The 18,815-nt window shown below is 40.7% G+C and carries 15 protein-coding genes; all 15 read right to left on the bottom strand.

The genetic code is table 11. From position 1 onward, the window contains the following. Positions 1–2,109, bottom strand: coding sequence for a 6-hydroxymethylpterin diphosphokinase MptE-like protein (locus B6N13_RS17345; protein ID WP_169460105.1), 2,109 nt, complete (start codon positions 2,107–2,109; stop codon positions 1–3). Continuing rightward, the gene (locus B6N13_RS17340; protein ID WP_012071233.1) at positions 2,099–2,392 is read right to left on the bottom strand and encodes a hypothetical protein; all 294 of its coding nucleotides are present in this window, start codon (positions 2,390–2,392) and stop codon (positions 2,099–2,101) included. Before B6N13_RS17340 ends, B6N13_RS17345 begins: the two co-directional genes overlap by 11 nt. Then, entirely contained in the window at positions 2,392–2,826 is a 435-nt protein-coding gene (fliS, locus tag B6N13_RS17335) for a flagellar export chaperone FliS (protein WP_012071234.1), read from the bottom strand. Before fliS ends, B6N13_RS17340 begins: the two co-directional genes overlap by 1 nt. Before the next feature lie 41 nt (positions 2,827–2,867). Further along, on the bottom strand, positions 2,868–4,508 hold the full coding sequence (fliD, locus tag B6N13_RS17330) for a flagellar filament capping protein FliD (RefSeq protein ID WP_169460104.1): 1,641 nt from the start codon (positions 4,506–4,508) through the stop codon (positions 2,868–2,870). A gap of 33 nt (positions 4,509–4,541) precedes the next feature. Next, positions 4,542–4,964 (bottom strand): flagellar protein FlaG, encoded by a 423-nt coding sequence (locus B6N13_RS17325; protein ID WP_012071236.1) that lies wholly within the window; start codon positions 4,962–4,964, stop codon positions 4,542–4,544. 64 nt (positions 4,965–5,028) lie between these two features. Then, the gene (locus B6N13_RS17320; RefSeq protein WP_012071237.1) at positions 5,029–5,913 is read right to left on the bottom strand and encodes a flagellin; all 885 of its coding nucleotides are present in this window, start codon (positions 5,911–5,913) and stop codon (positions 5,029–5,031) included. Positions 5,914–7,880: 1,967 nt separating this feature from the next. Next, positions 7,881–8,765: a flagellin gene (locus B6N13_RS17315; protein WP_012071238.1), complete on the bottom strand. Its 885-nt coding sequence runs from the start codon at positions 8,763–8,765 to the stop codon at positions 7,881–7,883. Positions 8,766–9,125: 360 nt separating this feature from the next. After that, positions 9,126–10,676 (bottom strand): HD domain-containing phosphohydrolase, encoded by a 1,551-nt coding sequence (locus B6N13_RS17310; RefSeq protein ID WP_012071239.1) that lies wholly within the window; start codon positions 10,674–10,676, stop codon positions 9,126–9,128. Positions 10,677–10,698: 22 nt separating this feature from the next. Further along, a complete protein-coding gene (flgL, locus tag B6N13_RS17305) occupies positions 10,699–12,009 on the bottom strand; it encodes a flagellar hook-associated protein FlgL (protein ID WP_169460103.1) in 1,311 nt (436 codons plus the stop codon). 4 nt (positions 12,010–12,013) lie between these two features. Beyond that, positions 12,014–13,990 carry a flagellar hook-associated protein FlgK gene (flgK, locus tag B6N13_RS17300; RefSeq protein ID WP_169460102.1) on the bottom strand — a complete coding sequence of 659 codons (1,977 nt, stop codon included), beginning with the start codon at positions 13,988–13,990 and terminating at the stop codon, positions 12,014–12,016. Between the two features lie 109 nt (positions 13,991–14,099). After that, positions 14,100–15,086 (bottom strand): flagellar assembly peptidoglycan hydrolase FlgJ, encoded by a 987-nt coding sequence (gene flgJ / locus B6N13_RS17295; RefSeq protein ID WP_169460101.1) that lies wholly within the window; start codon positions 15,084–15,086, stop codon positions 14,100–14,102. Positions 15,087–15,094: 8 nt separating this feature from the next. Continuing rightward, on the bottom strand, positions 15,095–16,183 hold the full coding sequence (locus B6N13_RS17290; RefSeq protein WP_169460100.1) for a flagellar basal body P-ring protein FlgI: 1,089 nt from the start codon (positions 16,181–16,183) through the stop codon (positions 15,095–15,097). Positions 16,184–16,232: 49 nt separating this feature from the next. After that, complete coding sequence (locus tag B6N13_RS17285; RefSeq protein WP_012071244.1) at positions 16,233–17,084, bottom strand: flagellar basal body L-ring protein FlgH; 852 nt, start codon at positions 17,082–17,084, stop codon at positions 16,233–16,235. Positions 17,085–17,097: 13 nt separating this feature from the next. Then, positions 17,098–17,883 (bottom strand): flagellar basal-body rod protein FlgG, encoded by a 786-nt coding sequence (gene flgG / locus B6N13_RS17280; protein WP_012071245.1) that lies wholly within the window; start codon positions 17,881–17,883, stop codon positions 17,098–17,100. A gap of 62 nt (positions 17,884–17,945) precedes the next feature. Then, positions 17,946–18,689 (bottom strand): flagellar basal-body rod protein FlgF, encoded by a 744-nt coding sequence (flgF, locus tag B6N13_RS17275; RefSeq protein ID WP_012071246.1) that lies wholly within the window; start codon positions 18,687–18,689, stop codon positions 17,946–17,948. Between the last annotated feature and the right edge of the window lie 126 nt (positions 18,690–18,815).

The raw sequence follows: 18,815 nt of genomic DNA, 5'->3' as shown, positions 1-18,815 counted from the left end.
TTAACCATTATAAAAAGTGATGAGATGATCATTACCTTGATCTACATATTCAGACGCTTGCTGAAGCATGCTTGGCATTTCTTCAAGGAATTCACACCAAGGCGTAAATAAATGACGGGCCCGAGCCACGGTTTCAGCTTCGTCCTGATACTTAAACAAAAACTGCACGATTAGGAATGCAGAGTAAGTGAAGGAACCAATTAATAGATCATAAATATGACGATGAATACTGCCCTTCAAAAAATAAATCTGACGATGATGAGACCAAAATAAATCACACACTTGCTCACGTGTTGTTATCGATTCATCCCAGCCCTGTTGCAGAACCCGACTAATCTTGCAGAAGTCATCGACAGAAATAAGCGCATTGGCAGACTGATCAATTAACGACTCTGGCGGTTCTGTAAAAAATACGCTTTCTAGAATATCGATAACTTTAGCGTGATCGATTTTAGGATCCATGATGAGAACATCTTCAAAACGTAAGGGCGTTACACCTTCAATTTTTGCGCCATCGGATAAATTAAAACTGGCAAAATTACGGCGTTTATTCAATTGTCGAGTGAGAGATTCCAACTGAACACGTGAAGTATCCATAATCCCTGTTGCGTAAATTGTGCCACCGAAGTTTCCTTCGCGTTCTACTAATTTTGCTTCCTGGAAAGTTTGAAAGCCAGACTCTTTGCCGTCTTTATAATATCCACTGTGAACAGAGTGATGACTGCCTTTATCTTTGAAACCATTGTCTACACCAAGGTAATAAACATTGTTAAAGCCAAAGAGATGAACATAAGACAGTGCCAGGTTAGCAACCACGGGATTACAGTAATTCAGCTGTACGTACTCTTTGCTATCACCATGGGAGCGCGCTTGATTTAACATTAAAGAGGTTATGGCTTCGCCTGGTTTCATCGCCATGCCCGAGCGCTTAAAACAATCAAACAAGCCGGGGTGCATAACATTTACCGACAACCCCCAAATTTTATCGAGATAGTCTTGATCTAAAAATTGAAACTTATCAACCGTTTGTTTAAGACGTTCAATATCGACATGGATATCAGGTGTCACACCTAGCTTTTTTAAGGTGTTGATAGTCGAGCCACAGCAAATCAGCAGAACTTGATCTCGCACTTCTTTGACTAATTCAATCCCTTGATCAAGAGATGGGCCATTACCTAGAATAAAAACAGGAATATTACTCACCCATTTGGGCAAAACATCACGGCCTTGAAAATGGGCGATTTTAGTTTTAGGTAAGGATTTCAAGCCTTGCGCAATACCGATTAAAGCATCATCGAAAAAACCCCAACCCATGACCTGACGTGCATACTGCTTTTTAAAATACTCAATTGCTAGATCATTTTCAGGGCTACCATAACCAACATAAAGAAAGGTTTCTGGTGCCATGAAGAAGCCATTCTCTTCTAATTGGCGAAGGTACTTTTCGGTAAATTCTTCAGGACTCACACCTAAAAAGAAATGAATGGTACGACCATCACGGTTACAGATTTCTAAAATGTTCTGCCACTCAATAGCAAACAATGAGTAATAGAAAAAATCCAAGTCACATTCATACAGATAAAGGTGTTTTATCTCGCGTTCAGCAAGAATCATTTCAAGCTGATAACCAAACTCCACGCCAAACAATATTGCCGATCCAACAAACTCGGGCCAACCACTTTGTGGCTCTAGCCCTGCTGACTGTTGCTCAACTTGATCTAGTATTTTATTACTGTAGTACACATGGCGGCTTGGATGATTTGCCGTACGTTCTAGATTTAATACCGTTTTATTAGGCTTGATAAAAGCTCGATTTACTCTTTCGGCAGACTGAGCTCTTGGGGTTTTCGAAAAAAGTGGCACGCCAACATCTTCACGGTAAAGATTAAGCTCACCGCTTTCTTCCATATAAATATGACGTTTTTTAGGTTGGTAATCTTGAAAGGATTCGAAGATGTGAGGCATTACCTGAGAAAACACAGTCATGTTTCTGAGGTATCGCTCTGTCAACTCTTGGTCATGCTCTTTGAGGCGTAATGCACCTCTTTCAAACAACGAAGCAAATGCTTCAGCCTGATCAAGAGAGGATAAATTTTCCTCATTTTGCATTTTTCACGCCTTTGTACTTATTGACACTCTTACGAGTTTTATTAGTTTGGTAAAGTTGTTTTTGCATTTCCGTATGTACATCACGAATAAATTGAATGGCAGATTGATGTACCAATATAAAATGCTTTATCCGCTCATTATCCTTCGGAGTAGAAAGTGGTTTAATGGAGCGAATAAATTCATCATTCTCTTCACATAATAGTTGTATTTTTTCTACATCTTTATCAATAACACTTTGTTCTAATGCGGCACTCAACTCAGTTAAGTGAGACATATCAAACATTAAACCGCTCCAACTCGAGCTTCGATCTGACCTTCATAAGCAGCTTGCTTATCAGCTGTAGATATTTGATCCCAGGCACCTTTAATTTGCAAAATAAGGCCCATTACCTGGTCAATAATACTAGTGTCTTTAGCAATACTAGCTTCAGTGATACGAATTATCATATATTCGTAAAGCGACTCAAGATTATCAACAAGTTCTGGATTAACATCACGGTCTAATGCATCTCTTAACGCATTAATAATTTCACTAGCGCGAGTTAATGCTGCTGCTTTTCCTTCCCAGTCTGAACGTTCGATACAACCTTTGCCTAACGCTAGCTTTTCAAGCGCACCTTGCATTAAGAGCTGAATGACGCGATGAGGGTCAGCCGACGCTAAATCAGACTTGATTGAGTCCTTTCTGTAAGCTTGGATCCCTTTACTCTTGTACATAGACAACCCCATTTAATACGTGTATTACAATTTAAAACAATTTACATTTTTGCCAATACAGAATTCAAATAGCCACCTTGTGCATTCATATTCGCAAGACGAGAATCTAAACTTGTAAACTTAGAACGGAGAGATTCTTCATATTTGACCATGCGGTCTTCATAAGATTCTAACGCTCCTTCTGTACTATCTATCGACCGACGAACCGAATCCTTTAATGAATTTGTCATTCCGCTTGAGCCCGTATAGTTATCAAGTAGATTTTCTAATGACTGGGCTAAACCATTATCTCCAGCAATCAATGGCGCTATATCGCTATAGCCTTTTTTCATAGCGTTATCAAACTTAGCATTATCAAAACTAAGCTTACCTTTGTTATCCATTTTCACACCGAGATCGAAAATAGAAGTAAAGACTCCAGAATTGCCATGACTACTCATTAATTGAGTAGATAAAGAGGACTGCAAATTCCGAACCACGCTATTGCCATTTAAAACAGCGCCTTTATCTGAACTAGCTTGTAACACCCCAATAACATCATTGTAAGAAGCAATAAACTCTTCTATGGTTTCTTGCACTGTTTTTTGATCAAAGCTGATCTCAACCTTTGTGGTCTTATCTGTTGGCGCTAATGCTTCAATCGACAATCCAGCAACTGCGTTATCAAACGTATTAGTATCATTTCTAATTTGAATGCCATCTACGGTAATAATCGCATCGCGTGCTTCATCTCCCAAAGGCGTATATAAACCAGCTGATATACCTTCAGTCGAAATACGATCCAAACCAATAACGGCACTGTTTGCGATAGTAGAGGCCTGTTTTTTATCGGCAATATCTGCTGCATCTTTATCATCAACAGACACAGGATCACTTTCTGACTCTACTATATCTTTTTCTTCATCTGCAGGAATTGGCCCATCATTGGCAAAATCGACATCATCTCCCGCTAGATCCAGCTCATCTTTCTCATCAACAATTGGCTCGGATTGTTCCTCAATTGGAGCATCCTCAACCGTGTTATCTACATTTTCTTCTATAGGATTATCGATAATGTTGCCATTCTCGTCTCTCACAATAGAAGTATTGATAATTTTAAGTGTATTTGCAGCACCCTGAATTGCAGATGTAGCCGTGAAGAATAAGTTACCGTTACCATCGTCAACTAAATTAGCAGACACACCGAAGTTATCTTCTGATGTATTAATTTGATTACGAAGTTCGGATAAAGTAGTGCCAGCATCAACGGTAATAGAAAACTCGTTGCTACCAGCTTTAAAGGTAAGACGCGAATCTTGTTTAGTAACAACATCATCCGCAGAGGAAAAAGTACCAGGCGCCGACATGACTCGACTGCCCTTTGCTAGCTGATTTACATCAATAGCATAAGAACCATTAGAAGCAGTATTATCTGTCGTAATGGCAATAACTTCTTCACCTTCTGTTTGGGCGATTTTTGCATCACGCCCAGTAAAAAGCTCATCATCATTTAGAGCTTTAACAGAAGATTTAAAAGTATCAATAGCAGAGCCAACTCTGCCTAATGCAGACAATTCAGCTTCGTAGCCATCAATTCTATCTTGATAAAGTTTTACTTTAGCATCTTTTTGAGCACTCACCATTTGCTTAACAAGGGATTCTAGATCAATACCAGACCCCGCACCCAATGAGCCTACCGACATAACTTTATCTCCTGACACCTACATTATCTATTATCAAACCTCACTGTTTACCAAGGTTCCCTTGATATCACTTAGTTGGCTCATAATAGCATCTATTCTATCAGACATTTTAAGAAACTCTTCTGTAGGTATTTGGCGTACCACATCCCCCGTTGTCTGATCTAATACTTTTACGATATTTTGCGCTCTGTCTTCTGTAATTTCAAAGGTTAAATGCACATTTAATTGAGACATTTTTTGATTCATGATCTCAACATCATGTGGTTCGATCTTGGTAGACGAATTAAAGTTTTGCGAATTTCGATTATCTTTATCTGCTCTGCTTATGTCGGCCGTATTTTGTACAACTTTAGCATTGGCTTGGCGTAGTGCGGCAAAATCTTCTGCGGCACGCTGTTCTGGCTTCAAAGAGTAATTGAGACCCTGCTTAGAAAAATCACTGGCATTAATAGACATATCAGAGTTCCCCCAAATAGACAAAAGCCGGGACTAGGTCCCAGCTTTCCGCTACCAATAATACTTAACCCAATAGAGACAAAGCAGTTTGTGGACGCTGATTTGCTTGAGCCAAGATAGATGAACTTGCTTGCTGAAGAATCTGAGAGCTTGTTAGCTTAGCAGTTTCCTCTGCGAAATCGGCATCACGTACACGAGCACGAGCAGCAGATACGTTCTCAGTAATGTTACTCAAGTTACTGATTGTAGAGCCAAAACGGTTTTGAATGGCACCCAATTCAGAACGCTTTGAGTCAACCGCAGCAATCATAGTGTCTAATGTATCAACCATACTTTGAGCATTAGCTACAGTCGATACGGAAGCCGTCGATACACTGACCTGCGCTGTAGTAGAACTACTGGATAGGCCGGACATAGTGAAACCACCGTTACCCGCATAATCGATTGTGTTATTAACACCACCGTCAGTTAGGTTAAAGCTAATAGTTTGATTTGAGTCTGCACCAACTTGGAAGATACCAGTGTAAGTACCATCTAATAAATTCTCACCACCGAAAGTTGTATCAGAAGCGATACGGTTAATCTCAGTAGAAAGCTGACTTACTTCTTGTTGAATGGCTGCACGGTCTTTATCTGAGTTAGAACCGTTTGATGCCTGGATAGATAGCGTACGCATACGCTGCAACATGTTTGTTGTTTCATCTAACGCACCCTCTGCAGTTTGCGCCAAAGAAATACCATCGTTAGCGTTACGTACAGACTGATTCAAGCCATTTACCTGAGAGGTTAAACGGTTAGAGATAAGTAGACCTGCCGCATCATCAGAAGCACTGTTAATACGTAAACCAGAAGACAAACGTTCGAAAGATGTATCCAAAGATTTAGCTGAGCCCATTAGCTGGCGCTGTGCACTTAAAGATGAGGTATTAGTGTTTACATAAAGAGCCATCATAGCCTCCTAGGTTTTATTAAATCCTGCAAAAAAGCAGATCGTATAAGGTTTTCGACAAGAATCTGAAAACCTTTAGTCAATTTGGGAATTTTTTTTCCCCATAACGGAGAAAGGTATCCCGCATTGCGGCAAATTAATGCCTAACTAATTGTTTTAAAATGAATTTAAAACAATCAAATTTATTTGCACTTTTTTTAAAATAAGGTGTTTTTTACCCTAAATATCCATAAAAACACGCCCAAAAGAGCCTTTTAAATTCTTTTCTAGGTAGGCAAGCTGACAAAAAACTTTCGCTACACTACCGATCCCTACCAAACAAGGCGGCAACCCCGTACCATTAAAGTGACACTCCAATTAAAAAGAGCCCAAAAATTGCCGCCTGAAAAACAACTCACTTCCAGCAATCATTCAAGATAGAATCGCCTGCAGCTAATCCAACAACTGACAAAAGACGCAGCTGTGCCGTTCGAAAAATTAGAAAACAAAATTTTCCCATTCTTCAGCCATAGATTTCCCCTGGTGCAAACCAGATGCAAATAGGCCAAAAAACCGACTATTGCATCAACAATCGACAACGCTGCGTTCACGGCCACAATCTATTCAAAAGGTTAAAAAAGAAACGCCTTCAACCTCAATTCCTCAAAATCAATACATTTAATCCGACTATCAAGGCTGCAAAAAAAAGACGCTGCCGTACCGTTCGAAAAGTCCGAAAAACGAAATGTCACCCACCTTTCAGCTACAGGCTTTCCCTGATATAAATAAGTCAGAAAACTGTCATCAGCCTCAATCCCTCAAAATCAATACGCTTAATCCGACTCTCAAAGCTGCGGAAAAAGACGCAGCTGTGCCGTTCGAAAAATCCGAAAAACGAAATTTCGCCCACCTTTCAGCCACAGGCTTCCCCTGATGTAAATAAGTCAAAAAACCGACTATTGCGCCAACGAATGACCACTCCGCGTTCACGGTCGCAATCTATTCGAAAGGTTAAAAAAGAAAACTGCCATCAATTCTCATTTCCTCAACATCAACACACTTTATTGGCCAATCATGGCTGCAAAAAAAAGACGCAGCTATGCCGTTCGAAAAATCCAAAAAAAACGAAATTTCGCCCACCTTTCAGCCACAGGCCACCCTGATGTAAATAAGTCAAAAAACCGACTATTGCACCAACGAATGGCCACTCCGCGTTCACGGTCGCAATCTATTCGAAAGGTTAAAAAAGAAAACTGCCATCAATTCTCATTTCCTCAACACACTTTATTGGCCAATCATGACTGCAAAAAAAGACGCAGCTGTGCCTTTTTAATAATCTAAACAATAATTTTCCCCCCACCTTTCAGACACAGGCCATCCCTGATCCAAATAGGCCAAAAACACAGGCTGCTGCGCTAACAAACGACCACGTCTCGTTCAAGTCCGCAATCTATTCGAAAGGTTAAAAAAGAAAACTGTCATTAATTCTCACTTCCTCAACATCAACGCGCTGTATTGGCCAATCATGGCTGCAAAAAAAAAGACGCAGCTGTGCTGTCAATAAAAAAACCACTAATCACGCGACCACAACAACCTTCTTTATAAACGAAGCAAGTCATCGCCAACGTTCATTCAGCACAACTCAATTCGCTGGAGCTTGCTCTATTCAGAACTATTTATTTCTAGCTGCGAACCTAACCACTAAAAGCCCATCTCAAAGCCGATCAAGAGCGAGATAACATATACCGTGACCGGTATCCTCAATAATCACCTGTGGCATAAGCCTCAATATCCTTCACCTAAACCGCCCAAAATCATCAAAAATGCACAAAAACACACCATTTGGGCAAAAAAAAGCCGGGTGAAAAAATCACCCGGCATAAAAGGCACCTCTAGGAGAGAGAAGTAGCCCATTTTCCGAGACGAACTCGAATCGTTTGCAAAAGCTGCAATCTAGTGCGGCTTCATATCATGCTATTTTGTATAAATTAATTACCTAATAAAGATAATGCGGTCTGAGGGCGCTGATTTGCTTGAGCAAGAATAGTACTACTTGCCTGTTGCAAAATTTGCTGACTAGTAAGATTAGCTGTTTCTTGAGCAAAATCGGCGTCTCGAACTCGAGCACGAGCTGAAGATACGTTTTCAGAAATATTACTCAAGTTGGTAATAGTAGAACTAAATCGGTTTTGTATCGCACCTAGTTCTGCTCGCTTAGAATCCACCGCAGATATCATAGTATCCAAGATTCCAATCATGGACTGAGCATTCAACATACTAGAAACAGATGCCGTTGTTACATCAACCTGTACTTGAGCCTGACTTGACAGTCCTGACATGGTAAAACCATTATTTCCCAAGTAATCAATAGATTGATTGGCACCACCAGACTGCAAAGTAAAGCTGATAGTTTGGTTTGCATCGGCACCAACTTGGAAAACACCTTGAAAAGTACCATCTAATAAGTTGGCGCCACCAAATGTAGTGGTGTCTGCAATACGGTTAATTTCTTCTGATAATTGTGCCATCTCTTGTTGTAGAGCTACACGGTCTTTGTCTGAGTTTGAGCCGTTTGCCGCCTGGATAGACAAGGTACGCATACGTTGAAGCATGCTTGTCGTTTCATCCATAGCACCTTCAGCTGTTTGAGCTAAAGAAATACCATCGTTTGCGTTTCGCACTGATTGATTCAAACCATTAATCTGTGAAGTCAAACGATCTGATATTTGAAGACCTGCTGCGTCATCTGCTGCACTATTAATACGAAGACCTGATGATAAACGCTGATAAGCAGTATCAAGATCTCGACTTGAACTAGTAAGCGATCGCTGAGCATTAAGCGAGGATACATTTGTATTTACATATAAAGCCATTTTTTCTCTCCTAAAAACATTTTTTTAACGAGACAACCTTTTGATTTAATTAGTTATTTGGTTTTTGTCTCTTATTAAAGTTATCGACACCTTAGCGCTGATCTTTAATATTTTTTTATACTTTTTTTGAATTTCTTACATTTTCTTAACTCAAAAAAAGCGGTACCAACAGTTATCGAACCCAACGCAAATAACTTTAAGAATAAAAGTGAAAAACACGAGAAAGACTTAAAAAAAGACATAAAAAATACATAGACATCTAACGATCTATCTCTCAGTGAACGGTGAACGGTGAACGGTGAACGGTGAACGGTGAACGGTGAACGGTGAACGGTGAACGGTGAACGGTGAACGGTGAAATTATGAAATATGATTAATAAACTGCAAACCAAATACTTGAGGATCCACCTCTTTTTCGATAGAAACCTCTGTCCTTAAGTTCGCTGATTTATTCAACTCAATATCAGATGCTTCTATAAATGCCTTATTAGTAGTGCTATAAACCTGACGAACCAAAGAAGGCTGAAATAATTTATTCAGCGTCAAAACAAACCCAACACGCCCGTTAGATAGGGAAACACAAGAACCAACTGGAATACTACCAATGCTTTTTAAAAAAACCGCAAGTAGCTGCTTATCAAATGCTAAACCTGACTCTTTGCGCATCTGCTGGCACGCCTTAATTGGCCCTATAGAAGGTTTGTGAGGTTGTTCTGATGTCATGGCATCATAGGCATCAATGATCGCTGCTATTTTCCCATAGACTGAAATTTCTTGATCTTGTTTACCCGCAGGATAACCTGAGCCATCAATTTTTTCATGGTGATCAGACAGCATCTGATAAACCGCCTTAGGAACGCCGTCGCATTTTTGTAATATTTGCTCTCCGAACTGGATATGTTTACGAAATAAATCAAACTCGCTATCCGTCATTTTTGTGGTTTTTGTTACCATGGCTATCGGTAAACGAAAGCGCCCCAAATCAAACAACAAAGCGCCAAGCGTAATCACCTCAACATAAGCACTTGATAATTTCATTGCTTTGGCAAAATGAATACCAAGCACAGCCATACCCATGGCATGCTGCTCCAAGTAAATTGAAGCATCTTTGATATGACGTATTGCCATTAAGGAAAAGTTATTACGAGTATGAGAGTCAATAAGCCGACGACAAAACTTCATAAGTTCCAGCATTTCTAACTGTTCACCACGCTTAAAGCGTTCCACCTGAGTAGACAATAAAGAATATCCATCCTTAAATATTTTAAGTGCCGTGATAGTTTCATCATCAAATGAAGTGGGAGTGAATTTACTTTCTACAGGCGTTTTTCTAAGCACTGCAGACTTTAATGTTTGTTGCTCCACTTCAACAGCCGGATTTGAGCTATCAATCGCAGCCTCTTTATTTAAGTCACCACTTTTATCCATTCGAGCTTTGTAACTAAGGATATATTCTCTTGTCTGCTCGTTTAGTTCTTGTCTAAAGTAGCGAAAAAGGCTTTGACCTCTGCCATGCTTACTACGTAAATCTTTTGTATTTAGATCAGGATTAAGCTTTTTAAGACTTCTGACAGAGCGACCGCTCGCAATAGACATGCACAAAATAAGAAACCGCTCCTGTGCATCATAAAGACGCTCGCGTCGGCTATTTAATAATTTACCATCAGAAAAATACGGATCATAAGGAAGGAATTCAGAATCTAATGTTGGACGCAATAAATCAAATGCTAGTTGGCGCATAGCGATACCAACAATTCGATCTTTTCTACCATGGAGTTTTATAAGGCTTTGAACACGCTTACTTCCAACAACCTTATCTTTAATTTCTAAGATATCAAGTATTTCATGTATGTCGAAATACCCAACATTGATATCAGCCCCAAAACAGGACTCCATTTTAAATACTGACATCTTTTACCTTACACCCTAGAGCTTACATTTTATTAAATAGAGAAAGATTACTCATACGAGTAAACACTTTTTGTGAAGCGCTGAGTGCAGATTCTTTCATAGATAATTCTGTCGCTGCGGCGGCAATATCTAACCCTCCAACACGATCTTGAGTAACGGCATTCGATAATTGATTTGCTGAACTAAAATTCTCTCTATCTCGAAGAATATTCAAACGAGACCCTACTGAGGATCGCCCTTCACTAACCATACGCTGAGCATTTTTAATACTGGTAGTAGCGTCAGAGAAAGCAGCTTCTCGCTGCCCCTTTGTAGAATTATTATCACTTAGCACAGCAAGAGTGTCATTAATTTCGTTTAATACATTATCACGTCTAGGTTTATCTAAAGAAATACCAGCCGTCGCTCCTGGCGCACCTCTCATAAGAAATGACATACCACTGAAAGTAATTGGCTTACCTGCTGTATACAATCCAGAAGATACCACCTCACCTAAATTATTAGTGATGCTATAGGTTCCTGGAGTACCATCAAAGGCTCGCTGTCTGTCTAAATCTTCTTTCGAGTCTGCCCCTAGATTCGCGTCTGCAACAACTGGCGGAGTATTTCCTGCCGGAACAATTGGTGTCGTGGTTATAGTAAATACATTCGAAAGAGGATTTTCAGGATCATAGTTATCCTCCATAAATTTATCGAAATCTCCTTGATTCTCTACTTTAGCAGAAAACGATACATCCCCAGCTAATAATTGCGCAGAAAAAGTACGACTAGTCCAAATATCCTGAAAGAGTTTTTTCCCAGAATCAGTAACAGGTATTTTCATATTCTCGGATATTTGGGCATACTTTTGCCCTTCATTGCCGGCCCATTGATAACGACCTTGACCATCTAAAATAAATGGTGGTCCCTGCGTATCAGTCCCTGCAAAGATATAGTTCCCATCAGCACTTTTAGAATTCATTAACTCAGCCATTGATTCTGTAATCAAAGCAACCTCTTGAACAATTGCATCGATATCAGCTTGAGTATTCGCATCATTTTGCGCTTGGATAAGAAGAGAGTGAGCATCATCCATAGAATCATTCAAACTATCTAACGCTACTTCTTGATATTCAAGATGGCTCGTAGCCATTTTAATAGATTCGTCAAAAATTTTTAGGCGATTACTATTACCTTCATACATCAATATTTGACTAGCACCCACAGGGTTATCACTCGGTCTAACAATATCAGTTTGTGCCGAAATTTTTTCTTGAGCGCTAAGGATTTTTTCATTTGCTTGGCCAATCGCCCGGCTCGACTGACCATAAATTAAATTATTCGTCACTCGCATAAACTTACCTCATAATCCCTAGTAAAGTTTCAAACGTCGTACGAGCAGCTGTAACGACTTGCGCTGATGCGGAATAAGATTGTTGGTATTTCATAAGATTCACCGCCTCCTCATCAAGACTTACCGCCGACAACCTGTCGCGACGATTGACACTATCGTTCATAATCACTTCACTAGATTCTGCATGACCAGCCACTTCAGCTGTTTTTGCTCCAACATAGGAAATAAAACCCGCAAATGCTTTGACTAAACTCGCTTTTCCTTCCACTAACGACTGATTTTGTAAATCCACTAACGCCAATCCATTAAAATTATCAGATTGGCCAATTTCATCCGTACTGATAGAAAACTCATCGCCTGACTGTGGTTTAGATGATACAGACACATCAAACCCAGCATCTTGGGACAATCCTGCCTTTTCAAGTAAATCTGTATACTCAAAAACATTATCTACTGAGGCAATCTCCACCCCAGAAGCATCACGAACGACATATGAATTAGGTGATGTAAAATAAATTGAATGAGGAGCACTAGGATACAGAGAGCCATCAGATGCAAACGCAGAAGTCGCTGGTTTAGTATTTGTAACAGAAGATAAAGATATTCTGGCCTCGGATAAATTATCCGAACTCGTAGACACACCTACAGGCGCACTCAAGGCAATATTATCGCCACTTTTAATTTTCAAATTTAAGCCCGCTGCCGCCCCCGCTGAAGGGGCAAAGCTAAAGACATCATCGTGATCGATAATATTAAAATCTTTCACCCTAATATCTAAACCTAACTCTTCAATTTTATAATAGCCATTGCTATCTGGAGTCATATTAGAAGGGTCAAATATTGTCGACTTACCAACAGCATTACCGTTTAAGTCGTATTTTTTTATCGCAAATCGATTATCGTCTGTTCTGGTGAATTCATAAGTATCTGTAGTGATTTTGGAGGCTTCTCCTGCTGATACTCTAACGGAAAAATCAGATAATTTATGAGTATTATCAGGGCTAGAATAAACACTTATATCTTCCAACGAGAACAAGTCTTTACCAAAATCTCCGTTCGCATCAAGACCTTTACCATTCTGCATATTCATAGCATCCGATATAGCAATAGCACTCTGACCTAGAGTACGATCTGCATATTCACTAAACTCGGAGCGAAAATCCACTAAACCACCAACACTACCACCAAGACTATCGCTTTTTAAAGCGACATTGTAATCACCAAAACTTACGACCAAATCAATCTTTTTTGGGTTTAACTGATTAGGAACCACCTTTAATTCTGTTGGTGTTTGATCCATCACTAATGGTTGACCATTGGCTAGCTGAATCGTCATTAATCCATCGTCATTAAATTGCGCATTGATGTCCAAATACTTAGAAAGATCTTTCGCTAGCAGCTCCTGCTGGTCTCGTAACTCATTTGCAGGAGAAATTGATAACCCCTCTTCTCTGAGTATTTTGACGTTCAAATTAGAAATTCTAGTAGTGATAGAGTTAATGTCAGCTAAAGATGTTGTCAGTTGTTGATCAACCAGACTCTCTTGACCACTCACCATGTTAGAAAGTGCTTTATACTGTCCCACCAGGTTATTCAAACTAGAGTGTGCAAGCTGTCTTAACGATGATGAGGTAGGATCATTATTTGCAGCCTGCAACGCGCTAAAAGCTTTATCCAAATAACCAGAGAGAGAAATACTATCTTCAGCTAACAAGTTATCAGACATAGTCATCAAAGAATGATAAGTATCATAATAGGAAAAGTCTGAAGTATCAGATCGCACCTGAGCGCTAACAAAATTATCAACAAGGCGCGAGGTATCACGAAGCACAACGCCACCAACAGGCGAACTAGCGGTATCGGTTCTTTGACGACTATAGCCCTCTGTATCCACATTGGCTGTATTTTGCCCAGTCGTATTAATACGGGCATTACTAGACAGTAGTCCAGACAAACCAATTGAATATAAATTTGAGCCCATAGCTCACACCCCTAGTACGTTTTTCAAAAATAACCTTGAGCTCTTCTTTAGCTCTATCGGCTATTAATGCAAGAACTTTACCAACGCTGAGAATTGAGTGGCTTTATTATTACAAACCTTGAAACCACTTACTTGAAAGGATATTGTCAATTTTTTCAGAGTACTTTGGATCCGTTGCGTAGCCGCCTTTTTGCAAAGAAGCGGCAAACATTGACGCATCATCCCCAGCCCGCAAGGCATCTTTATACCGCTCACTAGAAGATAAAAAAATCGCATAATCATCAAAGCTTTGCGAAAAAGAATCATAAGCACGAAACGCCGCTTTTTCACGCTTTGCCACGCCATCACGAAACTCTAAGGTATTTACAACCGCCCTATCGCCTTGCCAGCGGCTATCTGCTTTTATACCGAATAAATTAAAACTCGCTGCGCCATCTTCTTTAGCAATCGGATATTTCCCCCAACCCGTCTCTAGCGCAGCTTGAGCCAATATTGCTTTGGGATTTACGCCTAGTTTCTCAGCGGCCTGCTGAGCATGTGGCCATAGATTTTCAACAAACTCATCTGGCGACCCAAATACCACGGAAAGTGCTGAGGGTGCGGAAGAAGATCCTGTAGAAGAAACATTTTGGGACTTTTGCTCTACCTCCTGCTGAACTGATTGGATAAATTCAGTAGAAGCACGGTGGGCCAAAGCTTGAATTCGAACCAAATCTTGTTTTGCAACTTGATTCAAGAAGTCGGTATCACCTCGCTCTTTTGCTTCTGGTGAACTGATTAGACCTTGCTGTTTAGTTTGGTACTGTCGAATCAGAGCCTCGGATAGCCCAATACCACCAGACTGAGCCATACTCTGGGACATCTGTGAATCCATCATCTCTTGATATTGCTTGGTTTGAGCACTGGAAAATAGGCCACTGCCAATCGCTTCATTCGTACTACGCATATTTTTCAGCAGCATATTAATAAAGATAGACTCAAACTGCTGAGCAACGTCTTTTAACGCAGCATCAGGATCTTTTTGCGCCTTGGTCTTTAAATCGGTTAGCGTAGAAAAATCAGCAAAAAAATCTTGCTTTGGCGGTACTGAGTTCATAACCAAATCTATATCACCACTAAATCAGCGTTAATTGCACCGGCTTGCTTTAAGCCTTCCAAAATTGCCATAACATCACCCGGTGCCGCACCGACTTGATTAACGGCACGTACAATGTCATCGAGCGAAGCACCTGGATCAAACACAAACATATGACCGCTATTTGGTGCAATTTCAATTCCTTCTCGTGGCGACACAATAGTCTGCCCACCAGTGATAGTGCCGTCTTTTCCAACAACTGGTGGCACTTCCTTGATAGTCACCGTTAAGCTACCATGTGTAATTGCTGCTGGGGATACTTTCACGTGCTGACCAATAATAATGGTTCCTGTCCTAGAGTTAACAACGATGCGCGCACGCTCTTCTGCGACTTCAACATCTAGGTTTTCCAAAATTGATAAATAAGTAACACGCTGACTCGAATCTCTTGGTGCAGACACTCGAATCGATGTAGCGTCTAGTGTCGTCGCTACACCAGGTCCTAGAAGATTATTAATTTTATCAGTGACTTGCTTTGCTGTAGTAAAGTCAGGGCGATTAAGATTAAACGTCAAGGTGTCACCCGTATTAAAACTACTAGGAACGATACGCTCTACACTTGCACCATTGGGTATACGGCCAACTGTAGGGACATTGCCCGTGGTTCGTGAACCATCCGCTCCGTTGGCACCCAAACCACCAACCACTAAATTGCCTTGAGCAATCGCATAAACGGCACCATCAGCACCTTTTAAGGTTGATAACAGCAGCGTCCCACCACGTAACGCACTCGCGTTGCCAATAGATGAAACCGTCACATCAATTTTTTGACCTGGCTTAGAGAAAGCAGGCAAAGTAGCCGTTAAAGAAACCGCAGCTACATTTTTAGACGTCGCATTCACACCTTCTGGCAAGGTCACACCAAAACGAGACAGCATGCTAGCAAAGCTCTGATTGGTGAAAGCTGTACTATCACCCGTTCCATTAAGACCAATCACCAGGCCATAACCAAACAATTGGTTTTCTCGGACGCCCTGAACACTAGCAATGTCCTTCAGACGCTCAGCCTGAACAGAAAAAGATAAAAAATATAAGACAATTAGCGCTATGTGTTTCATCACATCACCTATTGAAAGGAACAAACCTATCAGTTGTTAGATCATTAATTTAATAAGGCATATCACTAGAGTTAAGTAAACGACTAACCCAGCCTTGCTCGCTTCCTGCGGCAACATCTCCCGTTCCAGAATACGTTATTCTCGCATCAGCAACACGCTCAGATTCTACTGTATTGTTTGGAGAGATATCTTGTTTGCGCACTATCCCAGAGAAACGAATGTATTCGTCTCCTTGATTTAAACGTAGCCATTTCTCTCCACGCACTGCCAACAAGCCATTTGGATAGGCTCTATAGACAGTCACCGAAATCGTTCCACTTAAACTATTATTTTGATTCGCCGATGCATTACCTGAAAAATCAGTTCCTTGCTGAGGGAGCGTTGTATCCATTTTTAACTCTTGACCTAATACCGTTGGATTTTCAATCGTTGCCGAAGAGGACTTAGAAACGGTTGCAGCGTTAGCTTTGGTTGATGTCGTCGTTTCATTCAAATTAATGGTTAATATATCCCCCACTTTACTGGCTTTCTGATCGCCAAAAAATACATCCCCCATACTGGTTTGGTAAATACCGCCAGTTGGTGCTTGCGAAGGATTCATACCATTAGGGTACACAGGCGCATAATAAGGATCATCCGACTGAATGGATTGACTAATATTAGGTCCATTTAATGGGTCATTAGGGTCTGGCACAAAACCTTTACGCGGAACATCTGATGAAGGTTCTGCTGGTGTTTCACTATTATCACCAGCAACTGCGTCAATAACCGCATCCGTTGCAGCCGCCGCCGCTCCAGCCGCTGCTGCATTGGCAACCGCTTGTTCGTTAACATCCCAAGAGAGACAACCGGACAAACAAGCACTTAACAAAACCAAGAACGCAAATTTAATCTTCATCATATTCCACACGTTACTATAACTGCTGTATTGCAAAGCTCATCATACCATCGGCAGACGCTATGACTTTTGAGTTCATTTCATAGGCCCTCTGCGTCGTGATCATATTGACAAGTTCTTCAATAGAATTGACGTTGGAGGCCTCAAGCATTCCCTGAGCTATAGTACCTAAAGAGTCAGTTCCAGGTACACCAACTAATGGTGGTCCACTAGCATTCGTCTCTGTAAATAAGTTTTGCCCTGCAGAACTTAACCCTGTTGGGTTAATAAACCCAGCAATATTAATAGCCCCCACTTGTTGAGCATCCGCATCACCGTTCTTACGGACAGATACGATACCATCTTCGGCAATCATAATTTCAATGACATCTGGATCAATTTGAATTCCAGGCTCAAGCACTAGCCCACCAGAAGTCGCCAGTTGACCTTGGCTATTTAATTGAAGACTACCATTACGCGTATAAGCAATGGTTCCATCTGGTTGTAACACTTGCAAGAAACCTTTCCCCTGAATAGCAATATCAAGCTGTCTATCCGTCATATTATAGTCGCCATTGGAGAAATCTTTTTGTGTTGCTCCAACTTTTACACCAGTACCTAACTGCAAACCTGATGGCAATTCTGCGTTCTGAGCACTCAGGCCGCCTGGCGCACGTACGGTTTTGTACATCAGATCTTCAAATACAGCTCTATCTTTTTTAAACGCCGTGGTTGAAACGTTTGCCAAGTTGTTGGCTACTACGTTTAATTGCTTATCCATCGCACTCAAACCGGTTTTACTGACCCATAATGCTGAATTCATAAAAGCCTCTTTTTAAATTCCGTTATTCTTTATGTTATTTGCAACGCTATTCTAGATCGCTATTAAGCGGTACGTTGTAATATACGAGCTGAAGAGTCGGCGTTATCTCGAATGGTATCCATCATCTTCACATTCATTTCGAATCGGCGCGCTAAGTTCATAATGTGCGTCATTTCTTCTACCGCATTCACGTTACTACCTTCGATAAAACCACTGACCAATTGCACATTCGGATCAGCGTCTAACGCTTGACCATCACGTGTATGAATCAATCCGTCTTCTTCTTTGCGTAAATTTTGTTTATCTGGATTGACCAATTTAATCTGGTTTAGCACCGCAACTTCGTTATTTGCGCCACCTTGAGGAACAATAGAAATAGAACCATCAGCGGTAATGTTAATACTATCAGCAGGTGGCAAAAAAATAGGCCCACCTACACCAGCAACTGGCAAACCTCTTCCTGTTACTAATTGCCCTGCGGCATTAATTTGAAAATCACCAGCTCGAGTATAAGCCTCTTGCCCACTTTCATCATAAACAGCAATAAAACCATCTCCAGCAACGGCAACATCCAAATTGCGGCCTGTCTGTATCATATCGCCTTGCGTATAACGCGTTGCTGGGTTCTCCGTCATCGCATAGACACGACTAGGATGATAGTCTCCATATACCTGCATAGAGCGAGCTTGCTCGAAATCTGAACGAAAGCCTGTTGTACTCACGTTCGCCAAATTATTAGCGTGTATTGTTTGAGCATTCATGGTTTGTACGCCACCACTCATTGCCAAATATAAGGCCTTATCCACTACAATTCTCCCAGAAGAATTTATATAACTAAGATAACTACTATCAAAAAACGTACCAACTTATAAAAATAATAAAAAATCCAAAAAAAAGGCCGAAACAGCAAGGCTGATTCGGCCACAAATCTT

The sequence above is a fragment of the Marinomonas sp. UCMA 3892 genome (genome assembly GCF_012726345.1).
Lineage (GTDB): Bacteria > Pseudomonadota > Gammaproteobacteria > Pseudomonadales > Marinomonadaceae > Marinomonas.
This window is presented reverse-complemented; position numbering and strand designations above follow the sequence as displayed.

Excerpts from the sequence above, each read along its gene's own strand:
- B6N13_RS17320 (WP_012071237.1), bottom strand. The coding sequence starts at position 5,913 with ATGGCTCTTTATGTAAACACTAATACCTCATCTTTAAGTGCACAGCGC.
- fliD (WP_169460104.1), bottom strand. The coding sequence starts at position 4,508 with ATGTCGGTAGGCTCATTGGGTGCGGGGTCTGGTATTGATCTAGAATCC.
- flgG (WP_012071245.1), bottom strand. The coding sequence starts at position 17,883 with ATGAATTCAGCATTATGGGTCAGTAAAACCGGTTTGAGTGCGATGGAT.
- fliS (WP_012071234.1), bottom strand. The coding sequence starts at position 2,826 with ATGTACAAGAGTAAAGGGATCCAAGCTTACAGAAAGGACTCAATCAAG.
- flgJ (WP_169460101.1), bottom strand. The coding sequence starts at position 15,086 with ATGAACTCAGTACCGCCAAAGCAAGATTTTTTTGCTGATTTTTCTACG.
- B6N13_RS17285 (WP_012071244.1), bottom strand. The coding sequence starts at position 17,084 with ATGATGAAGATTAAATTTGCGTTCTTGGTTTTGTTAAGTGCTTGTTTG.
- B6N13_RS17345 (WP_169460105.1), bottom strand. The coding sequence starts at position 2,109 with ATGCAAAATGAGGAAAATTTATCCTCTCTTGATCAGGCTGAAGCATTT.
- B6N13_RS17340 (WP_012071233.1), bottom strand. The coding sequence starts at position 2,392 with ATGTTTGATATGTCTCACTTAACTGAGTTGAGTGCCGCATTAGAACAA.
- flgL (WP_169460103.1), bottom strand. The coding sequence starts at position 12,009 with ATGCGAGTGACGAATAATTTAATTTATGGTCAGTCGAGCCGGGCGATT.
- B6N13_RS17325 (WP_012071236.1), bottom strand. The coding sequence starts at position 4,964 with ATGTCTATTAATGCCAGTGATTTTTCTAAGCAGGGTCTCAATTACTCT.
- flgK (WP_169460102.1), bottom strand. The coding sequence starts at position 13,990 with ATGGGCTCAAATTTATATTCAATTGGTTTGTCTGGACTACTGTCTAGT.
- B6N13_RS17290 (WP_169460100.1), bottom strand. The coding sequence starts at position 16,183 with ATGAAACACATAGCGCTAATTGTCTTATATTTTTTATCTTTTTCTGTT.
- B6N13_RS17310 (WP_012071239.1), bottom strand. The coding sequence starts at position 10,676 with ATGTCAGTATTTAAAATGGAGTCCTGTTTTGGGGCTGATATCAATGTT.
- B6N13_RS17315 (WP_012071238.1), bottom strand. The coding sequence starts at position 8,765 with ATGGCTTTATATGTAAATACAAATGTATCCTCGCTTAATGCTCAGCGA.